Genomic DNA, 18,902 nt, shown 5'->3' on the forward strand with positions numbered 1-18,902 from the left:
CCGGACTCCCACGCCCTCCGGGCAGAAGCAAGGTTGTTGAGCCTTCAAAATCAACAACAAATCCCTTGTTTGATGAGAGCGAACTTGTTCGCGAAGGGGGTGGTACATCCAAACCATCTCTGTGGCTGACACACTGCCTTCGCGGACAGGTCCGCTCCCACGTTAAGTCCGACGATCGTTCCCGCGCTCCGCGTGGTAACGCATCCCCTGACGCTCCGCGTCATCTGGCCGCAGAGCGGCCGAACGGCATTCCCACGCGGAGCGGGGGAATGATCAGGCTCATCGCGAGCAAGCTCCCTCCCACATTTTGGATTCAGCTCAACCTGGTCAGGTAGCCCGGCACGGTGTGTTCGGGCAGCACGGACAGTACTTTCAGGCGTTGGAGCATGCGTTGGCGGGCGCGTTGCAGGTGTTCTTTGAGGTTGAGCGCGGCGGCGTCAAAGGCGCCGTGCAGCAGCAGTTCCAGGATCAGGCGGTGTTCGGCCAGCATGGCGTCGTCGGGGCCGATGCCCAGCTGGCTGTAGAAGATCCGACTGATGATCATCGGGCTCTGGCCCTGACGTATCAGCGTGGCGATCTTGCGATTGGTCAGCCCGGCCAGGCAGTGGTGGTGCAGGTCTTCCTCGATGGCTTCGATCTCGGCCAGGCTGCACGGGGGATTGTTCTGCGCGGCGGTCACCCGGGCGAGCATTGCTTCCAGCGTCTCCCGCTCAAGCTGCGGCGCGGTCTGGCGCAAGGCTTCGGGCTCAAGGCACGCCCGCAGTTCGTAGTCTTCGGTGACTTCCCGGGCGGTCAGCGGGCCGGCCAGCCATTGGGAATAAGGCTCCTTTTCCACCAGCCCGCGGTCACGCAAGCGCATCAGCGCCTCGCGCACCACGGCACGGCTCACCCCGTAATGCTCAGCCGCCCGCTGCTCATCGAGGCGGTAATGGCCGAAGGCGATGCAGGTCGACAATGCGGTACCGATCTCATCAAACATCCGCTCGCCCAGCGGCCGTGTGTCCACCAACTCTTCGCTGCTGTCCAGGCCGAACTGCTTGTGGGTCAGGGTCAGGCGCAGCGGCTCAACGTCCGCGCCTTCAGGGTTGACCAGATAACCACGCCCGTCGAACCGGCTGATCAGCCCTTCATCGTGCAGCAGATCAAGCGCCTTGCGCACCGGCACGCGGCTGGTGCCGAACAGTTGCGCCAGCGGTGCTTCGAGCAACACCAGCCCTTGCGCGGCCGCGCCGTTGACGATGGCATCGCGCAGCACCTGACGAATCATGGCGTAGCGTGACGCGGTGCGTGAGTCCTCTGCTGACATCGATTTCATAGGCTTCTCGGGAAACGGACGGCGATTCTCGCACACCTGGATTTGTCACTGTGGTCTACGTTGCGGTGCACGTTCATGGGGCTGATGTTACTTTTTTGCACTGAAATGTATCTTTCTGAGAAAGTACATTATGCAGTGAGCGCGCTCTTCCTCACGTTTCCCACCACAGTAAACTCGATAATGGCCAAGCGCCTAAGGCGTCTAGTCTCTTGATTGGCGGCTGGCTTACCCCGCCATTCGCCCCAGCGTCCTCACGATCCCGCCAATCTGGCACGGATTCTGCTCCTGTAAAACGTATATTTTACTAATATGTACATTTTATGGGGAGAGAGCATGTCGCACGTCGATGGGGTAGCGCTGGACGGTTTTCTCGATGCAACGGCCATGGCGCAGGCCTTCGCCTCCGGCCTCAATGACCCGATGCAGGCCCTGGACGAAGCATTGACCCGCGCCCGCCAGACCGACCACGTGTTCATTTCTCTGTGTACCGACCGCGCCCGCCGCGAAGCCAAGGCCTCCGCCGCGCGCTGGAAAGCCGGGCAGCCCCTCAGTCCGTTCGACGGGGTGCCGCTGGCCTGGAAAGACCTGTTCGACGTCGCGGGCAGCGCCACCACTGCAGGCGCTGCCGTGCGCCGCGAGAGCTCCGCCGCTTTGCTCGACGCGGCCACCACCGGCCTGCTGGCCCGCGCCGGCATGGTCAGCGTCGGCAAAACCAACCTCAGCGAATTCGCTTATTCCGGCCTGGGCCTCAACCCGCATTTCGGCACGCCGCTCAATACCCATGGCGCGGATCAGCCGCGCATTCCCGGCGGTTCGTCGTCGGGCTCGGCGGTGGCGGTGGCCGCCGGCATCGTGCCGATTGCCATGGGCACCGACACCGCAGGCTCCATCCGCATCCCCGCTGCGTTCAACGGGCTGGTGGGGTTTCGCAGCAGTTGCAAGCGCTACAGCCGTGACGGCGTGTTCCCGCTGGCGCACACCCTGGACAGCGTCGGTCCATTGACCCGCAGCGTGCGCGACACCCTGGTGATCGACGACATCCTGCGCGGCCGCACCCACGCCACGTCCTCCATGCCGCGCACCCTGGCCGGGCAACGGTTCTGGGTCGACGAGGCGGTGCTCAATGACCCGCGAGTCGAACCTGCCGTGCGCGACAACCTGTTGCGCGGCCTGACCCATCTCAAAGACGCCGGTGCCCTGATCGATCTGCGTCCGTCGCCTGCCTTTCAAGCCGCGCTGACCCTGATCCAGCAGCAAGGCTGGCTGGGCGCCGCTGAAGCCTTCGCCCTGCATCAGCCTTTGCTCGACAGCGAAGCGGCCGAACAGCTGGACCCCCGGGTTCGCCGACGCCTGGAAGCGGCGCGCAGCCTCCCTGCCAGTCAGGTGATCAACCTCTACAGCGCCCGCTATCAGTTGCAACAACAGATGATCGACGAACTGGACGGCGCCTTTTTGATCACCCCCAGCGTGGCCCACGTGGCGCCGCCCTTGGCTGCCCTGGAGGCCGACGAGGCGCTGTTCACGCAGACCAACCTGGCAACGTTGCGCCTGACCATGCCGGGCAGCCTGTTGAACCTGCCTGGCGTGTCGCTGCCCAGTGGACGCGACGCCCTCGGTCTGCCCACGGGCATGCTGATCAGCGCGCCGCCGGGTGAAGACTCGCGGCTGTTACGCGCCGCGCTGGCCGTTGAAGCAGCGCTTGGGCAGCAGTGATTCACCGAACTGAAAACCCATTCTGAACACCCCCGCAGGAGAACCATGATGGCTAAAGAAATTCTGTGCGCATTTGGCGTCGACGTAGACGCCGTAGCAGGCTGGTTAGGCTCGTACGGCGGCGAAGATTCGCCGGACGATATTTCCCGTGGGCTGTTTGCCGGCGAGATCGGCGCCCCGCGTCTGCTCAAGCTGTTCGAGCGCTACGGCCTGCGCACCACGTGGTTCGTGCCCGGCCACTCCATGGAAACGTTTCCCGAGCAAATGAAGGCGGTGTCCGACGCGGGCCATGAAATCGGCGTACACGGCTACAGCCACGAAAACCCGATTGCGATGACCCCCGAGCAGGAAGAAATCGTGCTCGACAAGTCCATCGACCTGATCACGCAAATGACCGGCAAGCGCCCGACCGGCTATGTCGCGCCGTGGTGGGAATTCAGCAAGGTCACCAACGAGCTGCTGCTGAAAAAAGGCATCAAGTACGACCACAGCCTGATGCACAACGACTTCCATCCATACTACGTGCGGGTCGGCGACAGCTGGACCAAGATCGATTACACCCAGCACCCCGACACCTGGATGAAGCCCTTGGTGCGCGGTCAGGAAACCGACCTGGTGGAAATCCCCGCCAACTGGTACCTCGATGACCTGCCGCCGATGATGTTCATCAAAAAGGCGCCCAACAGCCACGGCTTCGTCAACCCGCGCCATCTGGAAGAAATGTGGCGCGACCAGTTCGACTGGGTCTATCGCGAACACGAGCACGCGGTCTTCACCATGACCATCCACCCCGATGTCTCCGGCCGCCCGCAAGTGTTGCTGATGCTTGAGCGTCTGATCGAGCACATCCAGAGCCACGAAGGCGTGAAGTTCGTCACCTTCGACGAAATCGCCGATGACTTTGTCCGCCGTAACCCGCGTAACAGCTGATTGCCCATACCTTCGAGGCGTGACCCATGTCCATCTACAGCAAGATTGATCTGACCGGCTGGAAACCCCAGCCCCTGACTTCCGAACAAGTGCGCTACGCCACCTGGATCGCGTTCTTTGCGTGGGTCTTTGCGGTGTACGACTTCATCCTGTTTGGCACCTTGCTGCCGGAGATCGGCCGTCACTTCAATTGGGGTGAAGCCGAACAGGCCGAGATCGCGACCTGGGCTGCCGTGGGCACGGCGGTGATCGCCCTGGCCATCGGGCCGCTGGTGGATCGTCTTGGCCGTCGGATGGGCATCATTTTTACCGTCACAGGCTCCGCGATCTGCTCGGCGTTGACCGCGCTGGGCGGCTCTTGGGGCAAGTCGCCGCTGATCCTGATTCGTTCGTTGAGCGGCCTGGGTTACGCCGAAGAAACGGTCAACGCGACCTACCTGAGTGAAATCTACGCAGCCTCCGACGATCCGCGACTGGCCAAGCGTCGTGGCTTCATCTACAGCCTGGTGCAGGGCGGCTGGCCGGTGGGCGCGCTGATCGCCGCCGGTTTGACCGCCGTGCTGCTGCCGATCATCGGCTGGCAGGGCTGCTTCGTGTTCGCGGCGATTCCGGCGCTGGTCATTGCGTTTATGGCGCGCAAGCTCAAGGAAAGCCCGCAGTTCCAGATTCACCAACGCATCACCCAGCTGCGCAAGGCCGGTGAGCTGAACCAGGCGAAGGACGTGGCTCACACTTATGGCGTGGATTACGAAGAGCACCGTACCGCCGGGATCGCCGCAGCGTTTCGCGGCACCTCGCGTCGCGCCACGCTGGTGATTGGCGCCGCCATTCTGCTGAACTGGGCGGCGATCCAGGTGTTCAGCGTGCTGGGCACTTCGGTGATCGTCAGTGTGCACCACATCTCCTTCGAGAACTCGCTCATCATCCTCGTGCTGTCCAACCTGGTGGGTTACTGCGGTTATCTCAGCCACGGCTGGATGGGCGACAAGATCGGCCGCCGCAACGTCATCGGCCTGGGCTGGATGCTGGGCGGTCTGTCGTTCGCCGGCATGCTTTACGGCCCGAGCAACATGCCGATGGTGGTAGGGCTGTACAGCCTGGGGCTGTTCTTTCTGATCGGTCCTTACTCGGCGGCGTTGTTCTTCATCAGCGAAAGTTTCCCCACCAGCATTCGGGCCACCGGTGGCGCCATCATCCATGCCATGGGCCCGATAGGTGCCGTGGTGGCAGGTTTTGGCGCCACCTCGGTGTTGAGCGCAGGCGGCGACTGGCAGACCTCGGCGTTGTATTTCGGCGCGCTGCCGTGCTTCCTCTCGGGCGTGCTGATGTTCGCCGCCCGCCACGTTCGCCCAGAATCTGTGAAGTAAGGAGCCCACATGACTCGCAAAGTAGCGTTAATCACCGGTGCTGCCAGTGGCATCGGCCAGGCGTTGGCCGTGGCCTTCGCGCAGAAGGGCGTCGCGGTGGTGGGCGGGTATTTCCCGGCTGACCCCCATGACCCGGACATCACCTCGCGCCTGGTGGCCGAGGCGGGCGGCGACTGCGTGATGGCCCCGCTGGACGTGACCAGCACCGAATCGGTGGATGCGCTGGCGGAGCTGGCCATCAGCACCTACGGGCGGATCGACTACGCGGTGGCCAACGCCGGTCTGTTGCGTCGGGCGCCGCTGCTGGAAATGACCGACGAGCGCTGGAACGAGATGCTCGATGTTGACCTGACCGGCGTGATGCGCACCTTTCGCGCCGCGGCCCGGCACGTGGGCGAGGGCGGGTCGATGGTGGCGATTTCCTCGATTGCCGGTGGCGTGTATGGCTGGCAGGACCATTCCCATTACGCGGCGGCCAAGGCCGGTGTGCCGGGGCTGTGTCGGTCGCTGGCGGTTGAACTGGCGCCGAAAGGTATTCGCTGCAATGCGGTGATTCCGGGCCTGATCGAAACCCCGCAGTCGCTGGACAGCAAGAACTCCCTCGGCCCCGAAGGCCTGGCCAAAGCTGCCAAGGCCATCCCGCTGGGGCGTGTGGGCCGTGCCGATGAAGTGGCGTCGCTGGTGCGATTTTTGTGCAGCGACGAGTCGAGCTATTTGACCGGGCAGAGCATCGTGATCGATGGCGGTTTGACCGTGAGATGGCCGGAGTAGGGAGCGGGCTACTGCCGCTCTTGATTCTGCCCGGAGGGCGTAGGAGCCAGCTTGCTTGCGATCTGGTGCGCAGCGCCAGCAAAACCCTACGCGACGGTGTGTCAGCTACAACGGGTACACAGGTTTGCTGCCGGTGCCCGGCAGATCGCTGGCAAGCCAAGCTCCCACGCCTTCGGCAGAAGCGGATTTGCCACCCCCCGTATTTGAGGAACAAGCCATGCAACTGAACAACAAACGCGCCGTGATCACCGGCGCTGGCAGCGGGATCGGGGCGGCCATCGCCCGCGCGTACGCCGAACAGGGTGCGCGTCTGGTGCTGGGGGATCGCGATCCGCTGACGCTGGCAAAAACCGCCGAAGACTGCCGGCAACTCGGCGCTGAAGTGGTGGAAAGTGTCGGTGACGTGGGCACCGTTCAAGGCGCGCAAGCGGGCGTCGACGCGTGCATCGAACAGTTCGGCGGCATCGACATTCTGGTCAACAACGCCGGCATGCTGACCCAGGCGCGTTGCGTCGACCTGAGCCTGGAGATGTGGAACGACATGCTGCGTGTCGACCTCACCAGCGTCTTCATCGCCAGCCAGCGCGCGCTGCCGCACATGCTTGCCCAGCGCTGGGGCCGCATCATCAACGTGGCCTCGCAACTGGGCATCAAGGGCGGCGCCGAGCTGACCCATTACGCCGCCGCCAAGGCCGGGGTCATTGGCTTCACCAAATCCCTGGCGCTGGAAGTGGCCAAAGACAACGTGCTGGTCAACGCCATCGCCCCCGGCCCCATTGAAACGCCGCTGGTGGCCGGCATCAGCAGCGCGTGGAAAACCGCCAAGGCCGCCGAGTTGCCGTTGGGCCGTTTCGGTCTGGCGGACGAAGTGGCCCCGGTGGCCGTGCTGCTGGCCAGCGAGCCCGGAGGCAACCTGTTTGTCGGGCAGACGCTGGGCCCCAATTCCGGCGATGTGATGCCCTAGCATCAAGGAGCAAACAGCATGTGTGGACTCTGCGGCCTGTTGGGCGAAGACGTGCATTGGAGCGACCCGTTGGGCAATGAACTGCCCCGGCGTCGCGAACGCCTGCGTCGCATTGCGGCCATCAACAAAGTGGTGGCGCCGTTTCGGCTCAAGGTCGAGGACTTCCAGGGTGTGTCCTATCTGCTGCTGGGCGCGACCGGCAAGCAGGAACTGGCCACCGGGCTGGACCAGCTCTGGCAGCGCGCCGAGGTGTTGATCGGCCGGGCGCTGGACCCGCTGGACGAACACCTTTTGACACAACTGGAGCGCCCGGCATGAGCATCGCCCTGAATGTTATCACCGGCTTCCTCGGCAGCGGCAAGACCACCTTGCTCAAACGCCTGCTGCAGGACGAAAGCATGGGCGACACCGCGCTGCTGATCAACGAATTCGGCGACGTTGGCATCGACCACCTGCTGGTCCAGGAAGTGGCGCCGGACACCGTGTTGCTGCCCAGCGGCTGCGTCTGCTGTTCGATTCGCGGGGAGCTCAAGGACGCGTTGGTCGGGCTGATGGAGCGTCGCGCGCGGGGCGAGATTCCGGCGTTCGGGCGGGTGATCCTGGAAACCACCGGCCTGGCCGACCCGGCACCGATCCTGGCCACGCTGGGCAACGATCCCCATCTGCGCGGGCGGTTTCATATTGGTCTGGTGGTCACCCTGGTGGACGCCAGTCACGCGGCACTGCAGGAACGCCTGCACCCCGAATGGCTGGCCCAGGTCGCGGCGGCGGACCGGCTGTTGATCAGCAAGACCGATGTGGTCAGCGACGACGCGCAACAGGCGCTGCGCACGCGATTGCAGGCGATCAACAGCGCGCCGATTCTGGATGCTGCGGACATCCACAGCGGCGATCAACTGCTACTGGGCGAAGGCTTGCGCAGCGCCGAACCGGCCCAGGAAGTCGAGCGCTGGCAATTGCACCGCGTGCTGTCCACGCCCGGACGCCACGGCGATGCACAGGTCTGTTGCCTGACGTTCGAACAGCCGCTGGACTGGATCGGTTTCGGGGTGTGGTTATCCATGCTGTTAAGATGCCATGGCGAACGCATCCTGCGCGTCAAAGGTCTGCTCAACGTGAACACTCACCAAGCCCCCGTCGTCATTCATGGCGTGCAGCATTGCCTGCATGCGCCGGTGCATTTGCCTGCATGGCCCAGCGAGGATCGTACCTCGCGTCTGGTGTTCATCCTGCGCGGGCTGGACCCTGCGCAGTTGCGTCGGTCGTTCGACGTCTTCAGCCAGTCGCTTTCGATGCCGCGCGAGACGGCGGCATGAGCATTACCCTGCGGGTGCTGGGCACGTCGGTGACCTTGCTTGAATCGCTGCGGGTCCGCGCCGAACAGGAGCTGGGCATCACGCTGGTGTATCAGGTGCACGACGTGCAGACCGCGCAACGCATCGCGGTCATGCAGCCGGACAGCTACGACCTCTATGACCAGTGGTTCCACAACGTCGACTTCGTCTGGCCCGCCCGGGCGATCCAGCCCATCGACACCCGGCGCATTGCCCTGTGGCACGAAATCAATGACCTGCCCAAGCGCGGGCGCCTGTCGGTAAACGACAAGCTCGGCAGCGGCAGTCGTCCCAGCGAGCGCCTGTTCGTGCAGCACGACGGCAGCCTCGGCAGCGCGGTCAGCGAGCGCATCAGCATGCTGCCCCTGACCCACAACGCCGACAGTTTCGCCTACCGCCCAGAGCGTCTGCCCGCCAGCCTGAGTTCGGAAAACGAAAGCTGGGGCTGGTTGCTCAACCCCGCCTGGGGCGGCCGAATCGCCTTGCAGAGTGACGCTGCCATTGGTGCGCTGGACGCCGCATTGGCCGTGCAGGGCGCGGGGCTGGCGACGTTCAAGGACATCGGCAACATGAGCATCGAGGAGATCGACACTCTGGCCGACCTGCTGGTGCGCAAGCAGGAGGAGGGCATGTTCGGCGCATTCTGGTCGGACGACGAAGAGGCCGCTGAATTGATGTTGCACCCGACCATCGACATCCAGAGTTTGTGGTCACCGACGTTGGTGCGCCTGCATCGGGCGGGGGTGAAGTACCGCGTGGCGGTGCCCCGTGAAGGCTATCGCGGCTGGTTCGGCGGCCTGTCCCTGTCGCGGCATGCGAAGGGGCCGGTGCTCGACGCCGCGTATGCGTACCTGAACTGGTGGCTGTCCGGCTGGCCCGGCGCGGTGATGGCGCGTCAGGGGTATTACATCGGCAACCCGGCCCGCAGCCGCGATCACCTGAGCGCGGCGGAGTGGGACTACTGGTACGCCGGGCTTCCCGCTCGCGAGGAACTGCTCGGCAGCGACGGCCTGCCGCTGATCGACATCGGCGAAGTCCGCGACGGCGGCTCCTACGAACAACGCATGGGCCACATCGCGGTGTGGAACGCGGTGATGGATGAGCACAATTACCTGGTGCGGCGCTGGAGCGATATCTTGCGGGCGGGTGTGAAGGGCTCGCGCAGGCCCTGATCGACTGTTTTCGAGGACCGTGATGATCGTTCCCACGCTCCGCGTGGTAACGCATCCCGTGACGCTCCGCGTCACCCTGGCCGCAGAGCGGCCGAACGGCATTCCCACGCGGAGCGTGGGAACGATCATCAATCTATGAAATAGCGAGCACAAAAAAAGGCGGCCATCCTGAGATGACCGCCTTTTTTATCACTTCAATCTGCAAGCTTCACCGCTTGCAGCTTGCAGCTTGCAGCTTGCAGCTTGCAGCTTGCAGCTTTAGTCCGGCAGTTTAAACGCCATGACGTAGTCGCCTTGCTTGGTGCCCAGCGAACCGTGACCGCCTGCAACGACCAGCACGTACTGCTTGCCGTCCTTGCCGGTGTAGGTCATCGGTGTGGTTTGAGCGCCTGCTGGCAGGCGGCCTTCCCACAACTGCTTGCCGTTACGAACGTCGTAGGCGCGCAGGTACTGGTCCAGGGTCGCGCTGAGGAACGACACGCCGCTGGCAGTAATGAACGTCCCACCCAGGCTAGGCACGCCCATGGTCAGCGGGATTGGAACCGGCGAGCTGTCACGCACGGTGCCGTTTTTGTGTTTCCAGATGGTCTGGTGGGTGGTCAGATCGACCGCTGCCACGTAGCCCCACGCGGGTGCCTGGCACGGCAGGCCCATCGGCGACAGCAGCGCTTCCAGGATCACGCCGTACGGCGCGCCTTTGTTCGGCTGTACGCCTTCGGTTTCGCTCTTGCGACCCGGGCCGCCTTCGACTTCGGCCGCAGGGACCAGTTTCGAACGGAAGGCCATGTAGCTTGGGTTGACGAACGCGATCTGACGCACCGGGTCGACCGAGATACCGCCCCAGTCGAACACGCCGAAGTTACCCGGGTACACCAGGGAACCCTGCAGCGAAGGTGGGGTGAACGCACCGTCATAACGCAGCGACTTGAAGTCGATCCGGCACAGCATCTGGTCGAACGGGGTCACGCCCCACATGTCGCGCTCTTGCAGGACCGGCGGCATGAAGTTCAGATCAGATTTCGGCTGGGTCGGCGACGTGTGATCGCCCGCAACCGCGCCCTGTGGAACAGGCACTTCGTTGATCGGGATGATCGGCTGACCAGTGCTGCGATCAAGGACGTAGATGCTGCCCTGCTTGGTGGAAGCCAGGACGGCGGGCTTGATGCCGTCAGCGGTTTTCATGTCCATGAGGGTCGGTTGACCGCCCACGTCCATGTCCCACAGGTCGTGGTGAGTGAACTGGAAGTTCCATTTCACGTGACCGGTTGCGATGTCCAGTGCGACCAGGCCGGCACTGAATTTCTCCGACGCAGGGGTGCGGTTGCCGCCCCATTGGTCAGGCATCTGGTTGCCCATTGGCAGGTAGAGCATGCCCAGCTTCTCGTCGACGCTGAACATCGACCACATGTTGGGCGAGTTGCGGGTGTAGGTCTTGCCGGGTGCAAGCGGGGTGGTGTCGTCCGGATTGCCGCTGTCCCAGTTCCAGACCAGGCGGCCTGTGTGAACGTCGAACGCACGGATCACGCCGGAAGGCTCGTCGGTGGAAACGTTGTCGGTGACGTGACCGCCAATGACCACCAGGTCCTTGGTGACCGCCGGAGGCGACGTCGAGTAGTAACCGCCCGGCGCGTAGGTGCCGATGTTGGCGCTCAGATCGATCGAGCCTTTGTCACCGAAGTCCTCACATACTTTACCGGTGTCGGCGTTCAGGGCGATCAGACGGGTGTCGGCGGTCGGCAGGAACAGACGACGCGGGCACGCGTTGGTGGCAGCAGAAGCAACGGTCGGCGTGGCCGGGCTTTGCGCAGGTGCGGCAGCGTCAGTTGGCGCGGCGGCAGCGTAGGCAGCGTCATCGTGATACGACACGCCACGGCAGGTCATGTGTGCCCAACCTTTGAAGTTGGCTGCCTTGCCGCTGCTGATCTTCGGATCAAAGCGCCACAGTTCCTTGCCGGTGTCCGGGTCCAGCGCAATCACCTGGCTGTGCGGCGTACACACGTAGAGCATGCCGTTGACCTTGAGCGGGGTGTTCTCCGCCGTGGTCTCGCCCGGATCGTTCGGGCCCGGAATGTCGCCGGTGCGGTAGGTCCAGGCAGGGACCAGCTTGCTGACGTTATCCGGCGTGATTTGCTTGAGCGGCGAGTAGCGATCGCCGAACGCAGTACGACCGTAGGACTGCCAGTCACCGTCCGGCATGGCCGGTGCAGCGCTGGTGGTGCCGGCGGTTTCGCGGTCCAGTTGGCCCTTGATTTCGCCCGGGTTGGTGAACTGGCTTGCCAGCGCAGCCACACCGGCCAGCACCACGGCAACACCCAGTGCGCCGGTGCCTTTACCGCCAGGTTCGCCCATCAGCAACGGACGGCGGAACCAGGGCAGCAGCAGGACGATGCCGAGCGCGAACAACAGCGCCAGACGCGGCACCAGTTGCCACCAATCCAGACCCACTTCCCACAAGGCCCAGACCGTGCTCGCGAACAGCACCAGTGCGTACAGACCCAGTGCCGCACGGCGGCCCATGATCAGCAGCACACCGGTGACTGCCATACCGATACCGGCCAGCAGGTAGTAGAGCGAACCGCCCAGTTGCAGCAGTTTTACCCCGCCGGCCAGCAAGGCCAGGCCCATGATCAGAATCACCACCCCGAGCAGGCTCGGCAGCAGGCGATTCTTACCGAAAGCACCCTCAGTGCTCATAGTGTCGTACTCCGTAACATTAAGTTGATTGACGCTTTCCAGCTTTTGTAATGTGAAGGCTGAGACTTTGAAGCCTTGTCCTTCACGCTAGTTCCTAAATCGGGATACAGAAAGGCGAATAACGCCGATCAGAACGAAGATTGAATCTTGAGGCCCGCCACCAGGGCGTCATCGACCTGATTTACACCGCCCGGATGACGGATGAATTGCAGGTTGGGACGCACGGTCAGCCAGTTGGTCACGTGCACGCCGTAATACAGCTCGGCGTTGTATTCGGTGTCCTGCAACGGCATGTAGGCGGGGTCGGAGTATTGCGTCACGCCTGCGACCTGGTTCTGCAGCTTGACGTCCTTGCGGTACGCCGGATTGACATGGATGCGGCTGATGCCGACGCCGATGTCGTCTTCAGGGCGCGCATCGAACGGGCCCTTATAGGTGGCGCCGACGGCAACGAAGTTGTCGATCATGTTGGTTTTCTTGTCGTGCAGGGTGCCGTTGAAGAACAGGCTCAGGCCACGGCTGTTGTCGCTGGCAGCGCTGGTCACTTGCTGGCGCAGGGTCAGCCACATGCCATGTTTGCTGGACGAACCGCGGTAATCGTCACCCGATTGGGCGGCGTACCCGCCATTGCTGTTCTTGTAGACGTCGGTGCTGTCGGCGGTGCTGTAGTAATAACCGAGGCGGTATTCGCCCAGCAGGCCGTTGACCTTGGGCGACCAGACCGCTTCCACCGGGATGACGGCACCCTGGGTGCCGCTTCCGCTGAGTTTGAAGGCGTTGTCGTTTTCCAGGTTCGACGGGTTCTGCTCGAAGGCACCGACCTGCACGAACAGCTCGGGAGACAGATCGTATTTGACGCGCATGCCCCACTGGCTGACCGGCCAGTTGTACCAGATGGTGTCCCAGTTCCCGACCTGAGAACCGCACAGCGCCAGGTTCTGGAAGTCGCAGGGGAAGGTGTTGAAATCCTGGCCTTCGTTGAAGCGACCGATCTTGACGCTCAGCGCCTTGCCCAGAAATTTCTGCTGATACCACAGGTCCGACAGCCGGGTGATGCTGCCCCGGCCCCACACTTCCTGCGACGACGAGATCGTGCCGACCCGAGGATCGCCGATACGGTCGTTGCTCAGGCTGTCGCCGTTGCGGTTGTTCACCGTCAGTTGAAACTCGGCGTCCTGCCAGCCGAGGATCTTCTGCAGATCCAGGTGCGCGCCGAGGGAATACTGATCGCTGTAGCGGAAAGTTTTGTCGTGATCGTAGCCGCCGTGCACGTTCGAGCCCATTTCCATGACCGAATCGAGCTTGAAGTCATAACCCTGCTGCGACAGCTCGGTCCGCTTGCCGCCCCAATCCCCGAGCATCCATTGTGAGTCGTGGTCAAACGCGTCGGCGGCGTGCGCGCCGGTGGCAAGCCCCAGCAGTGCAAGGGCGACGGTGCCCTTGTGGCTGAGCGTGCGGCTGAACAGAACGCGTTGAGCGGGGCGGGGCAGTTGAGCATCGGACATGGTCGGCAGGGTCTTTTTGAGTTATTGGCAAGCGAACGAAAGCTGGCCATGTCGCGCTGGGCACGGCGCGGCGAGCAGTACAGATAAGACGGATTAATCGATTCAGCGTTTAAGCGGCAATGATAGGACGCTAACGAATGAATAAAAAGCAGGATTTTGGACATGGAGCGTTGCGGGGGGTGTAACAAAGGCTGGCGGTGAGGGCAATTCAGACGTGGGAGGGAGCTTGCTCGCGATTCGATATCAGGACATGCAGTAAATATCCTGGCCCCATCGCGAGCAAGCTCCCTCCCACGGTTATCGTGGACGGATCAACCGATGTTTGACGCGCGCGCTCCCACAGTGAGCGCATGCATCAGAACGTCGTACGCAGGCCCACTTCAACGCTGCGCCCCTGGGCCGGGGCGATGTCGCGCAGGATGGAACTTGCATAGCGCACGGTCTGATTGGTCAGGTTTTCGCCGTTGACGAACGCCAGCCACTCACTTTCACCCAGCTTGAATTTGTAACCGGCACTGGCGCCCAGCGTGGTGTAGCCGTCGGTGCCGGTTTCGTTGTCCGGCACGCGATGCTGCGAACTGGCGTGCTCCACATCCACCCGCGCCTGCCACTTGTCCAGCTCCCACAGTAAGCCACTGTTCAAGCGCAGCGGCGCAATACGCGGCAGGGCTTCGCCGTTGTCGAGGTTTTTGGCGCGGGTGTAATCCCCGGACAGCTCCAGCGCAAAATTGCCGTAGCGGGTTTGCGCCAGCTTCCAGTGATCCTGCGCCTCCAGCCCGGCAAAGCGCGCGCGGACCCCGGAATAGGTGTATTCGGGAATGCCGTCAGCGTCATCCTCGCCTTCATCATTGAGGGTGCGACCGCTGCCCAGCAAACCGATGTAATTGGAGAAGTGGCTGTAGAACACGCCCACGCTGCCTTTGTGCGTCCCGTTGTCGAAGCGCAGCGCCAGGTCGCTGGACACGGCTTTTTCCTTCGACAGATCAGCGTCGCCCAGCTCGTACGTGCCGGTGGCGACATGGGCGCCGTTGGCGTACAGCTCGTAAAACGTCGGCGCGCGTTCGGTGTAACCCAAGGTCGCGGCAAGGGACCAGATGGGCGTCAGCGTGTAGACCGCGCCGGACGACAGGCTGCCCGCCGTGAAGCTGCTGGACCGGTTCGCGTTGGCAAAGCGCTCGTTGCCGTCGGCGTCGGGATCGACCGTGGTGTGCTCCAGGCGACCGCCCAGGCTCAGCTTCAAGCGGTCGGTGGCCTGCATTTCTTCCAGAATGAACAGCGCCCCGGCGTCGGTATCGGTCTGCGGCACGAACGCTTCTTCGCCCAATGCAGAAAACTCGCTGCGCGTGACCTGTGCGCCGACAACGCCGTTCAGCGGGCCGATCGGCTGGTGACGGGCCTCCACACGCGCCTCGTAGCCCTTGTTCTTGAAGGTCGTCCCGACTTCGCCGCCCTCGATTTCCATGTGTTTGTAGTCGGTGTAACCGGCATCGAATTTGACCGAACTAAAAGGACCGGACAGGTTGCGCAGTTCCGACGCGAAGGCGTAATGATCCTGCTTCATGCGGATGCGCACGTCTTGTTCGGCGGGGGAGCCGTAGTTCGAATCGTAATTGCTGTAGGACAGCCCGGCGTATCCATCGTCCCACGTGTAGGCACCGCCCACCGCGCCGCCGTCCTGACGCCCGTCGCTGTTGCCCAGCCGGTGCTTTTTGTCGTCGCCCGCGTCTTGCGCCCGTTGGTCGGCGGTGCGCGCGTAACCGGGGATGCGCAGGTCGTTGAATTCACGAGCATTGGCGTCGATATGCAACGCAAAGCTGCCGTTGCCGGCTTCCAGTTTGCCTGCGCTGCTGCGGGTGGTGTCCGCTCCGCCGTAACGCAATTCGCCGGCGCCGTGGATGCCTTCGATGGCTTCGGTGGGGATGCGGTTGTCGAAGGTATTGACCACGCCGCCAATCGCGCTGCCGCCGTAAAGCAGGGCAGCCGGGCCGCGCACGATTTCGATGCGGTCGACATTCACCGGGTCCAGCGGCACCGCGTGATCGTAGGACAGCGACGATGCATCCAGTGCGCCCACGCCGTTGCGCAGGATGCGAATCCGGTCGCCGTCCAGACCGCGAATGATGGGACGGCTCGCCCCCGGTCCGAAGTACGAAGACGACACGCCTGGCTGTTTGCTCAGGGTTTCACCCAGGCTGCCTTTTTGCTGCAGCGTCAGTTCATCGCCGGTGAGTACGGTGCTGGGTGACGCGAATTGATCGCTGCCCAGCGGGTTGGCGGTGATCACCTGTTGTTCAAGCTCGATGGCGTAAGCCGGTGAAGCGATCAGCAAAGCGACGGCCAGCGGGGACAGACGGAAGAGCCGGGGGGTCGAGGCGCGGGACATGCACAGTTTTCCTTGGGGAGCGGGACACGAAAATGAGCTTATTAGTGTTATAACATAACATTAAAATAGCAATCACTTTGGAATCAACGCGCCGCAAAAAAGGGCTGACAGTCGACTGCGCTCACCTAAAACCGTATCGGGTCCTTGATGCACATCGCGCTTCACGGCGCTCACGACCTCGGCTAAGGTGCGCACCTCGCGAGCACTGTTCCCTTCATCGAGCGTAAAAGGCCCGGCATGACAACACCTCACAACAACCCGCTGCACGGCGTGACCCTGGAGCAGATCCTTAATGCACTGGTCGAGCACTACGAGTGGTCCGGGCTGGCGGAACGGATCGACATTCGCTGCTTCAAGAGCGACCCGAGCATCAAGTCGAGCCTGACGTTTCTGCGCAAAACCCCGTGGGCGCGCGAGAAAGTCGAGGCGTTGTACGTCAAGCTGGCGCGCAGTAAAGGTTGGTAATGCACAGCGGTCCTCTGCACTACGCGTCCGGGCACAAACGCTACGCCACCGTGGCGGCGGCGCTTGGCTGGTTCGGGCTGGCGGTTCAGCTGTACCTGATTCTGTACGGCCGCTGGGAGATGCAGGCCAGCGTGTTGGGCGGGCTGGTGAAGTTCTTCAGCTTTTTCACGATCCTGACCAACATTCTGGTGGCGGTGGCCTTAAGTTGTGCCACCTCTCACCGGCAATCAGCGGGGCATCGTTTCTTCCGCTCGCCGGTGGTGTGCGGCGGCATCGCCGTCAGCATTGTGCTGGTGGGCATCGCCTATAACCTGTTGCTGCGGCACTTGTGGCACCCCGAAGGCTGGCAGCGGGTGGCCGACGAAATACTGCACGACCTCATGCCCCTGGCGTTCCTGCTGTATTGGTGGTTATACGTGCCCAAAGGCTTGCTGCGCTTGAGCCATGTACTGATGTGGACGGCTTATCCGATCGGTTATTTTGCCTACGTGCTTGTGCGCGGCAGTGAGATCGGCGATTACGTCTACCCGTTCATTGATGTCGGCACGATTGGCTTCGCCCAGGCGTTCATCAATGCGCTGGGGGTGCTGGCGGGGTTTGTGGCGATGGGGTTGGTGTTGTGGGGGGTGGATCGGTTTAGAGGGCGTTCATTGCGCGCAGGTTGACCGCAACGCTTGTGGGAGGGAGCTTGCTCGCGAATCAATGGTTCAGGCCACACAATTTGCAGCGTTGCTACTGGCCTCTCGCGAGCAAGCTCCCTCCCACACGGGTGTCACTTGCACGCACGTTTAGCTCTCATCCGACTCATCCAGGCGCCAGTACCCCGCAGCCTTCATCGCCGCTTCATTCACGCCCAAGTCATCCAGCAGCACCCGTCGAATCCTGCGCGACAACGCTGATTCAGTCGCCACCCAGGCGTACAGCTCGCCGGCCGGCAACTGCAAACCGGCGACCACCTGCACCAGGTCCTGCTGACCTCGCACCACCCACGTCACCTCGATGTGCGCCGCGCTTTCCAGCGTCTGGCGCTCGGCGTCGTCCTGGATTTCCACCACCACCAGCGCGCGACGGCCTGCTGGCAGCGATTCCAGGCGGCGGCTGATCGCCGGCAACGCGGTTTCGTCGCCGATCAACAGGTAGCTGTCGAACATGTCCGGCACGATCATCGAACCGCGCGGCCCGGCGATGTACAGCGATTGGCCGGGCTGAACCTGTTCGGCCCAGGTCGCGGCGGGGCCATCGCCGTGCAGCACAAAATCGATATCCAGCTCGCCTGAGACCGGGTCGTAACGGCGGGGGGTGTAATCGCGCATCGCCGGGCGCGGGCCTTCGCTGTTGCCGCCGGGGGTGAAGTCTTCCAGTGCGGCCTGTTCTTCCGGCGTCGTGGCGAACAGCAGTTTGACGTGATCGTCGGTGCCCAGGCTGATGAAACCCGTCAGTTCAGGCCCGTGCAGCGTGACGCGGCGCATGCGGGGTGTGAGGTCGGTGACGCGCAGTACTTGCAGCTTGCGGCGCTTTATTTCGTGGCTGACGCGGTGAATCGATTGCGGTGAATTCATGCGGACGGCTCCGATGGATTAACGGGAGTTACGCTTTGGGGGCCGTCGACGATGGCCCGCGCGGTGTCGTTCAGCAGGTCGCGGACCCGGGCAATTTCTTCCGGATTCCAGCGGCCGTGGTGCAATTGCAGCGCGTGACGCAGGTTGTGCACCGCTTCGTGAATTTCCGGTGGACGGTCATGGCCGCGCAACGAGCGTTTGCTGACGTCGATGCGCATCTTCACGCCATCCAGCGCCACCGCTTGCTCGGTGAGCGATTGCTGGCCGGCCTCGGTCACGCTGTAGCGTTTTTTGCCGCCGGCGGCGTCGCCCAGAATCAGCTCGCTTTCTTCAAGAAAGGTCAGGGTGGGGTAGATCACGCCGGGGCTGGGGCTGTAGGCGCCGTCGAACATGGCCTCGATCTGGCGAATCAGGTCGTAGCCGTGGCAAGGCTGATCGGCGATCAACGCCAGCAGCAGCAGTTTCAGGTCGCCTGGCGCAAACACCCGAGGGCCTCGCCCGCCACGTTCCCGGCCTGGGCGTTTCTCGAATCCGTCACGGCCTTCGCCATGTTCACCAAAATGAGGGCGGTGGTGGGGGTGGTGATCGTGTGAGTGGTCTTTCATCTCGTACATCTCCTGTCACAAGTTAGATATACCTTAAGATATATCTTATTGTGTCTGCAAGAGGCGTTAAGACGAACGGTTCTCATCTGTCAATGCTGTTGTAGGAGCGCGCTTGCCCGCGATAG

The 18,902-nt window shown here is 62.9% G+C and carries 16 protein-coding genes; 10 read left to right on the top strand and 6 right to left on the bottom strand.

Going from position 1 to position 18,902, the window contains the following annotated elements:
* Window positions 1-313: 313 nt before the first annotated feature.
* On the bottom strand, window positions 314-1,315 hold the full coding sequence (locus ABQX22_RS22700) for a GntR family transcriptional regulator (RefSeq protein WP_349802117.1): 1,002 nt from the start codon (window positions 1,313-1,315) through the stop codon (window positions 314-316).
* Window positions 1,316-1,648: 333 nt separating this feature from the next.
* Here ABQX22_RS22700 and ABQX22_RS22705 point away from each other — a divergent pair, with 333 nt between their 5' ends.
* The 8 genes from ABQX22_RS22705 to ABQX22_RS22740 all read left to right on the top strand — a co-directional run bounded on the left by ABQX22_RS22705 (window position 1,649) and on the right by ABQX22_RS22740 (window position 9,566).
* Window positions 1,649-3,028: an amidase gene (locus ABQX22_RS22705; protein ID WP_349802118.1), complete on the top strand. Its 1,380-nt coding sequence runs from the start codon at window positions 1,649-1,651 to the stop codon at window positions 3,026-3,028.
* A 48-nt stretch (window positions 3,029-3,076) separates the two neighbouring features.
* On the top strand, window positions 3,077-3,958 hold the full coding sequence (locus ABQX22_RS22710; RefSeq protein WP_349802119.1) for a polysaccharide deacetylase family protein: 882 nt from the start codon (window positions 3,077-3,079) through the stop codon (window positions 3,956-3,958).
* Between the two features lie 26 nt (window positions 3,959-3,984).
* Window positions 3,985-5,325, top strand: coding sequence for an MFS transporter (locus ABQX22_RS22715; RefSeq protein WP_349802120.1), 1,341 nt, complete (start codon window positions 3,985-3,987; stop codon window positions 5,323-5,325).
* Between the two features lie 9 nt (window positions 5,326-5,334).
* A complete protein-coding gene (locus tag ABQX22_RS22720) occupies window positions 5,335-6,096 on the top strand; it encodes an SDR family NAD(P)-dependent oxidoreductase (RefSeq protein ID WP_349802121.1) in 762 nt (253 codons plus the stop codon).
* 217 nt (window positions 6,097-6,313) lie between these two features.
* Window positions 6,314-7,060, top strand: a complete 747-nt coding sequence (locus ABQX22_RS22725) for an SDR family NAD(P)-dependent oxidoreductase (RefSeq protein ID WP_349802122.1) — start codon at window positions 6,314-6,316, stop codon at window positions 7,058-7,060.
* Window positions 7,061-7,078: 18 nt separating this feature from the next.
* Window positions 7,079-7,378: a hypothetical protein gene (locus tag ABQX22_RS22730; RefSeq protein WP_349802123.1), complete on the top strand. Its 300-nt coding sequence runs from the start codon at window positions 7,079-7,081 to the stop codon at window positions 7,376-7,378.
* Window positions 7,375-8,376: a CobW family GTP-binding protein gene (locus ABQX22_RS22735; RefSeq protein ID WP_349802124.1), complete on the top strand. Its 1,002-nt coding sequence runs from the start codon at window positions 7,375-7,377 to the stop codon at window positions 8,374-8,376. The genes ABQX22_RS22730 and ABQX22_RS22735 overlap by 4 nt, the downstream gene beginning before the upstream one ends.
* Window positions 8,373-9,566 carry an ABC transporter substrate-binding protein gene (locus ABQX22_RS22740; protein ID WP_349802125.1) on the top strand — a complete coding sequence of 398 codons (1,194 nt, stop codon included), beginning with the start codon at window positions 8,373-8,375 and terminating at the stop codon, window positions 9,564-9,566. The genes ABQX22_RS22735 and ABQX22_RS22740 overlap by 4 nt, the downstream gene beginning before the upstream one ends.
* A 258-nt stretch (window positions 9,567-9,824) precedes the next feature.
* On the opposite strand, the gene ABQX22_RS22745 is transcribed toward ABQX22_RS22740, so the two are convergent.
* From ABQX22_RS22745 to ABQX22_RS22755, 3 genes are all read right to left on the bottom strand, one after another.
* Entirely contained in the window at window positions 9,825-12,260 is a 2,436-nt protein-coding gene (locus tag ABQX22_RS22745) for a glucose/quinate/shikimate family membrane-bound PQQ-dependent dehydrogenase (protein ID WP_349802126.1), read from the bottom strand.
* 128 nt (window positions 12,261-12,388) lie between these two features.
* Window positions 12,389-13,765 (bottom strand): carbohydrate porin, encoded by a 1,377-nt coding sequence (locus ABQX22_RS22750; RefSeq protein ID WP_349802127.1) that lies wholly within the window; start codon window positions 13,763-13,765, stop codon window positions 12,389-12,391.
* A gap of 355 nt (window positions 13,766-14,120) precedes the next feature.
* Window positions 14,121-16,148, bottom strand: coding sequence for a TonB-dependent receptor (locus ABQX22_RS22755; protein WP_349802128.1), 2,028 nt, complete (start codon window positions 16,146-16,148; stop codon window positions 14,121-14,123).
* A gap of 237 nt (window positions 16,149-16,385) precedes the next feature.
* On the opposite strand from ABQX22_RS22755, the gene ABQX22_RS22760 reads away from it, so the two are divergent.
* Together ABQX22_RS22760 and ABQX22_RS22765 are read left to right on the top strand one after the other, a co-directional pair.
* On the top strand, window positions 16,386-16,613 hold the full coding sequence (locus ABQX22_RS22760; RefSeq protein ID WP_349802129.1) for a VF530 family protein: 228 nt from the start codon (window positions 16,386-16,388) through the stop codon (window positions 16,611-16,613).
* A complete protein-coding gene (locus ABQX22_RS22765) occupies window positions 16,613-17,278 on the top strand; it encodes a Pr6Pr family membrane protein (RefSeq protein ID WP_349802130.1) in 666 nt (221 codons plus the stop codon). The genes ABQX22_RS22760 and ABQX22_RS22765 overlap by 1 nt, the downstream gene beginning before the upstream one ends.
* A gap of 123 nt (window positions 17,279-17,401) precedes the next feature.
* Here the strand turns inward: ABQX22_RS22765 and ABQX22_RS22770 are convergent, their stop codons facing one another.
* Window positions 17,402-18,172 carry a siderophore-interacting protein gene (locus ABQX22_RS22770; protein WP_349802131.1) on the bottom strand — a complete coding sequence of 257 codons (771 nt, stop codon included), beginning with the start codon at window positions 18,170-18,172 and terminating at the stop codon, window positions 17,402-17,404.
* A complete protein-coding gene (locus ABQX22_RS22775; protein ID WP_349802132.1) occupies window positions 18,169-18,777 on the bottom strand; it encodes a PadR family transcriptional regulator in 609 nt (202 codons plus the stop codon). The genes ABQX22_RS22770 and ABQX22_RS22775 overlap by 4 nt, the downstream gene beginning before the upstream one ends.
* Window positions 18,778-18,902: the final 125 nt, after the last annotated feature.

The sequence above is a fragment of the Xanthomonas sp. WHRI 1810A genome, assembly GCF_040202885.1.
Lineage (GTDB): Bacteria > Pseudomonadota > Gammaproteobacteria > Pseudomonadales > Pseudomonadaceae > Aquipseudomonas.

Bases quoted from the DNA above. Each gene is read 5' to 3' on its own strand.
- ABQX22_RS22700 (WP_349802117.1), bottom strand. From the start codon at position 1,315: ATGAAATCGATGTCAGCAGAGGACTCACGCACCGCGTCACGCTACGCC.
- ABQX22_RS22705 (WP_349802118.1), top strand. From the start codon at position 1,649: ATGTCGCACGTCGATGGGGTAGCGCTGGACGGTTTTCTCGATGCAACG.
- ABQX22_RS22710 (WP_349802119.1), top strand. From the start codon at position 3,077: ATGGCTAAAGAAATTCTGTGCGCATTTGGCGTCGACGTAGACGCCGTA.
- ABQX22_RS22715 (WP_349802120.1), top strand. From the start codon at position 3,985: ATGTCCATCTACAGCAAGATTGATCTGACCGGCTGGAAACCCCAGCCC.
- ABQX22_RS22720 (WP_349802121.1), top strand. From the start codon at position 5,335: ATGACTCGCAAAGTAGCGTTAATCACCGGTGCTGCCAGTGGCATCGGC.
- ABQX22_RS22725 (WP_349802122.1), top strand. From the start codon at position 6,314: ATGCAACTGAACAACAAACGCGCCGTGATCACCGGCGCTGGCAGCGGG.
- ABQX22_RS22730 (WP_349802123.1), top strand. From the start codon at position 7,079: ATGTGTGGACTCTGCGGCCTGTTGGGCGAAGACGTGCATTGGAGCGAC.
- ABQX22_RS22735 (WP_349802124.1), top strand. From the start codon at position 7,375: ATGAGCATCGCCCTGAATGTTATCACCGGCTTCCTCGGCAGCGGCAAG.
- ABQX22_RS22740 (WP_349802125.1), top strand. From the start codon at position 8,373: ATGAGCATTACCCTGCGGGTGCTGGGCACGTCGGTGACCTTGCTTGAA.
- ABQX22_RS22745 (WP_349802126.1), bottom strand. From the start codon at position 12,260: ATGAGCACTGAGGGTGCTTTCGGTAAGAATCGCCTGCTGCCGAGCCTG.
- ABQX22_RS22750 (WP_349802127.1), bottom strand. From the start codon at position 13,765: ATGTCCGATGCTCAACTGCCCCGCCCCGCTCAACGCGTTCTGTTCAGC.
- ABQX22_RS22755 (WP_349802128.1), bottom strand. From the start codon at position 16,148: ATGTCCCGCGCCTCGACCCCCCGGCTCTTCCGTCTGTCCCCGCTGGCC.
- ABQX22_RS22760 (WP_349802129.1), top strand. From the start codon at position 16,386: ATGACAACACCTCACAACAACCCGCTGCACGGCGTGACCCTGGAGCAG.
- ABQX22_RS22765 (WP_349802130.1), top strand. From the start codon at position 16,613: ATGCACAGCGGTCCTCTGCACTACGCGTCCGGGCACAAACGCTACGCC.
- ABQX22_RS22770 (WP_349802131.1), bottom strand. From the start codon at position 18,172: ATGAATTCACCGCAATCGATTCACCGCGTCAGCCACGAAATAAAGCGC.
- ABQX22_RS22775 (WP_349802132.1), bottom strand. From the start codon at position 18,777: ATGAAAGACCACTCACACGATCACCACCCCCACCACCGCCCTCATTTT.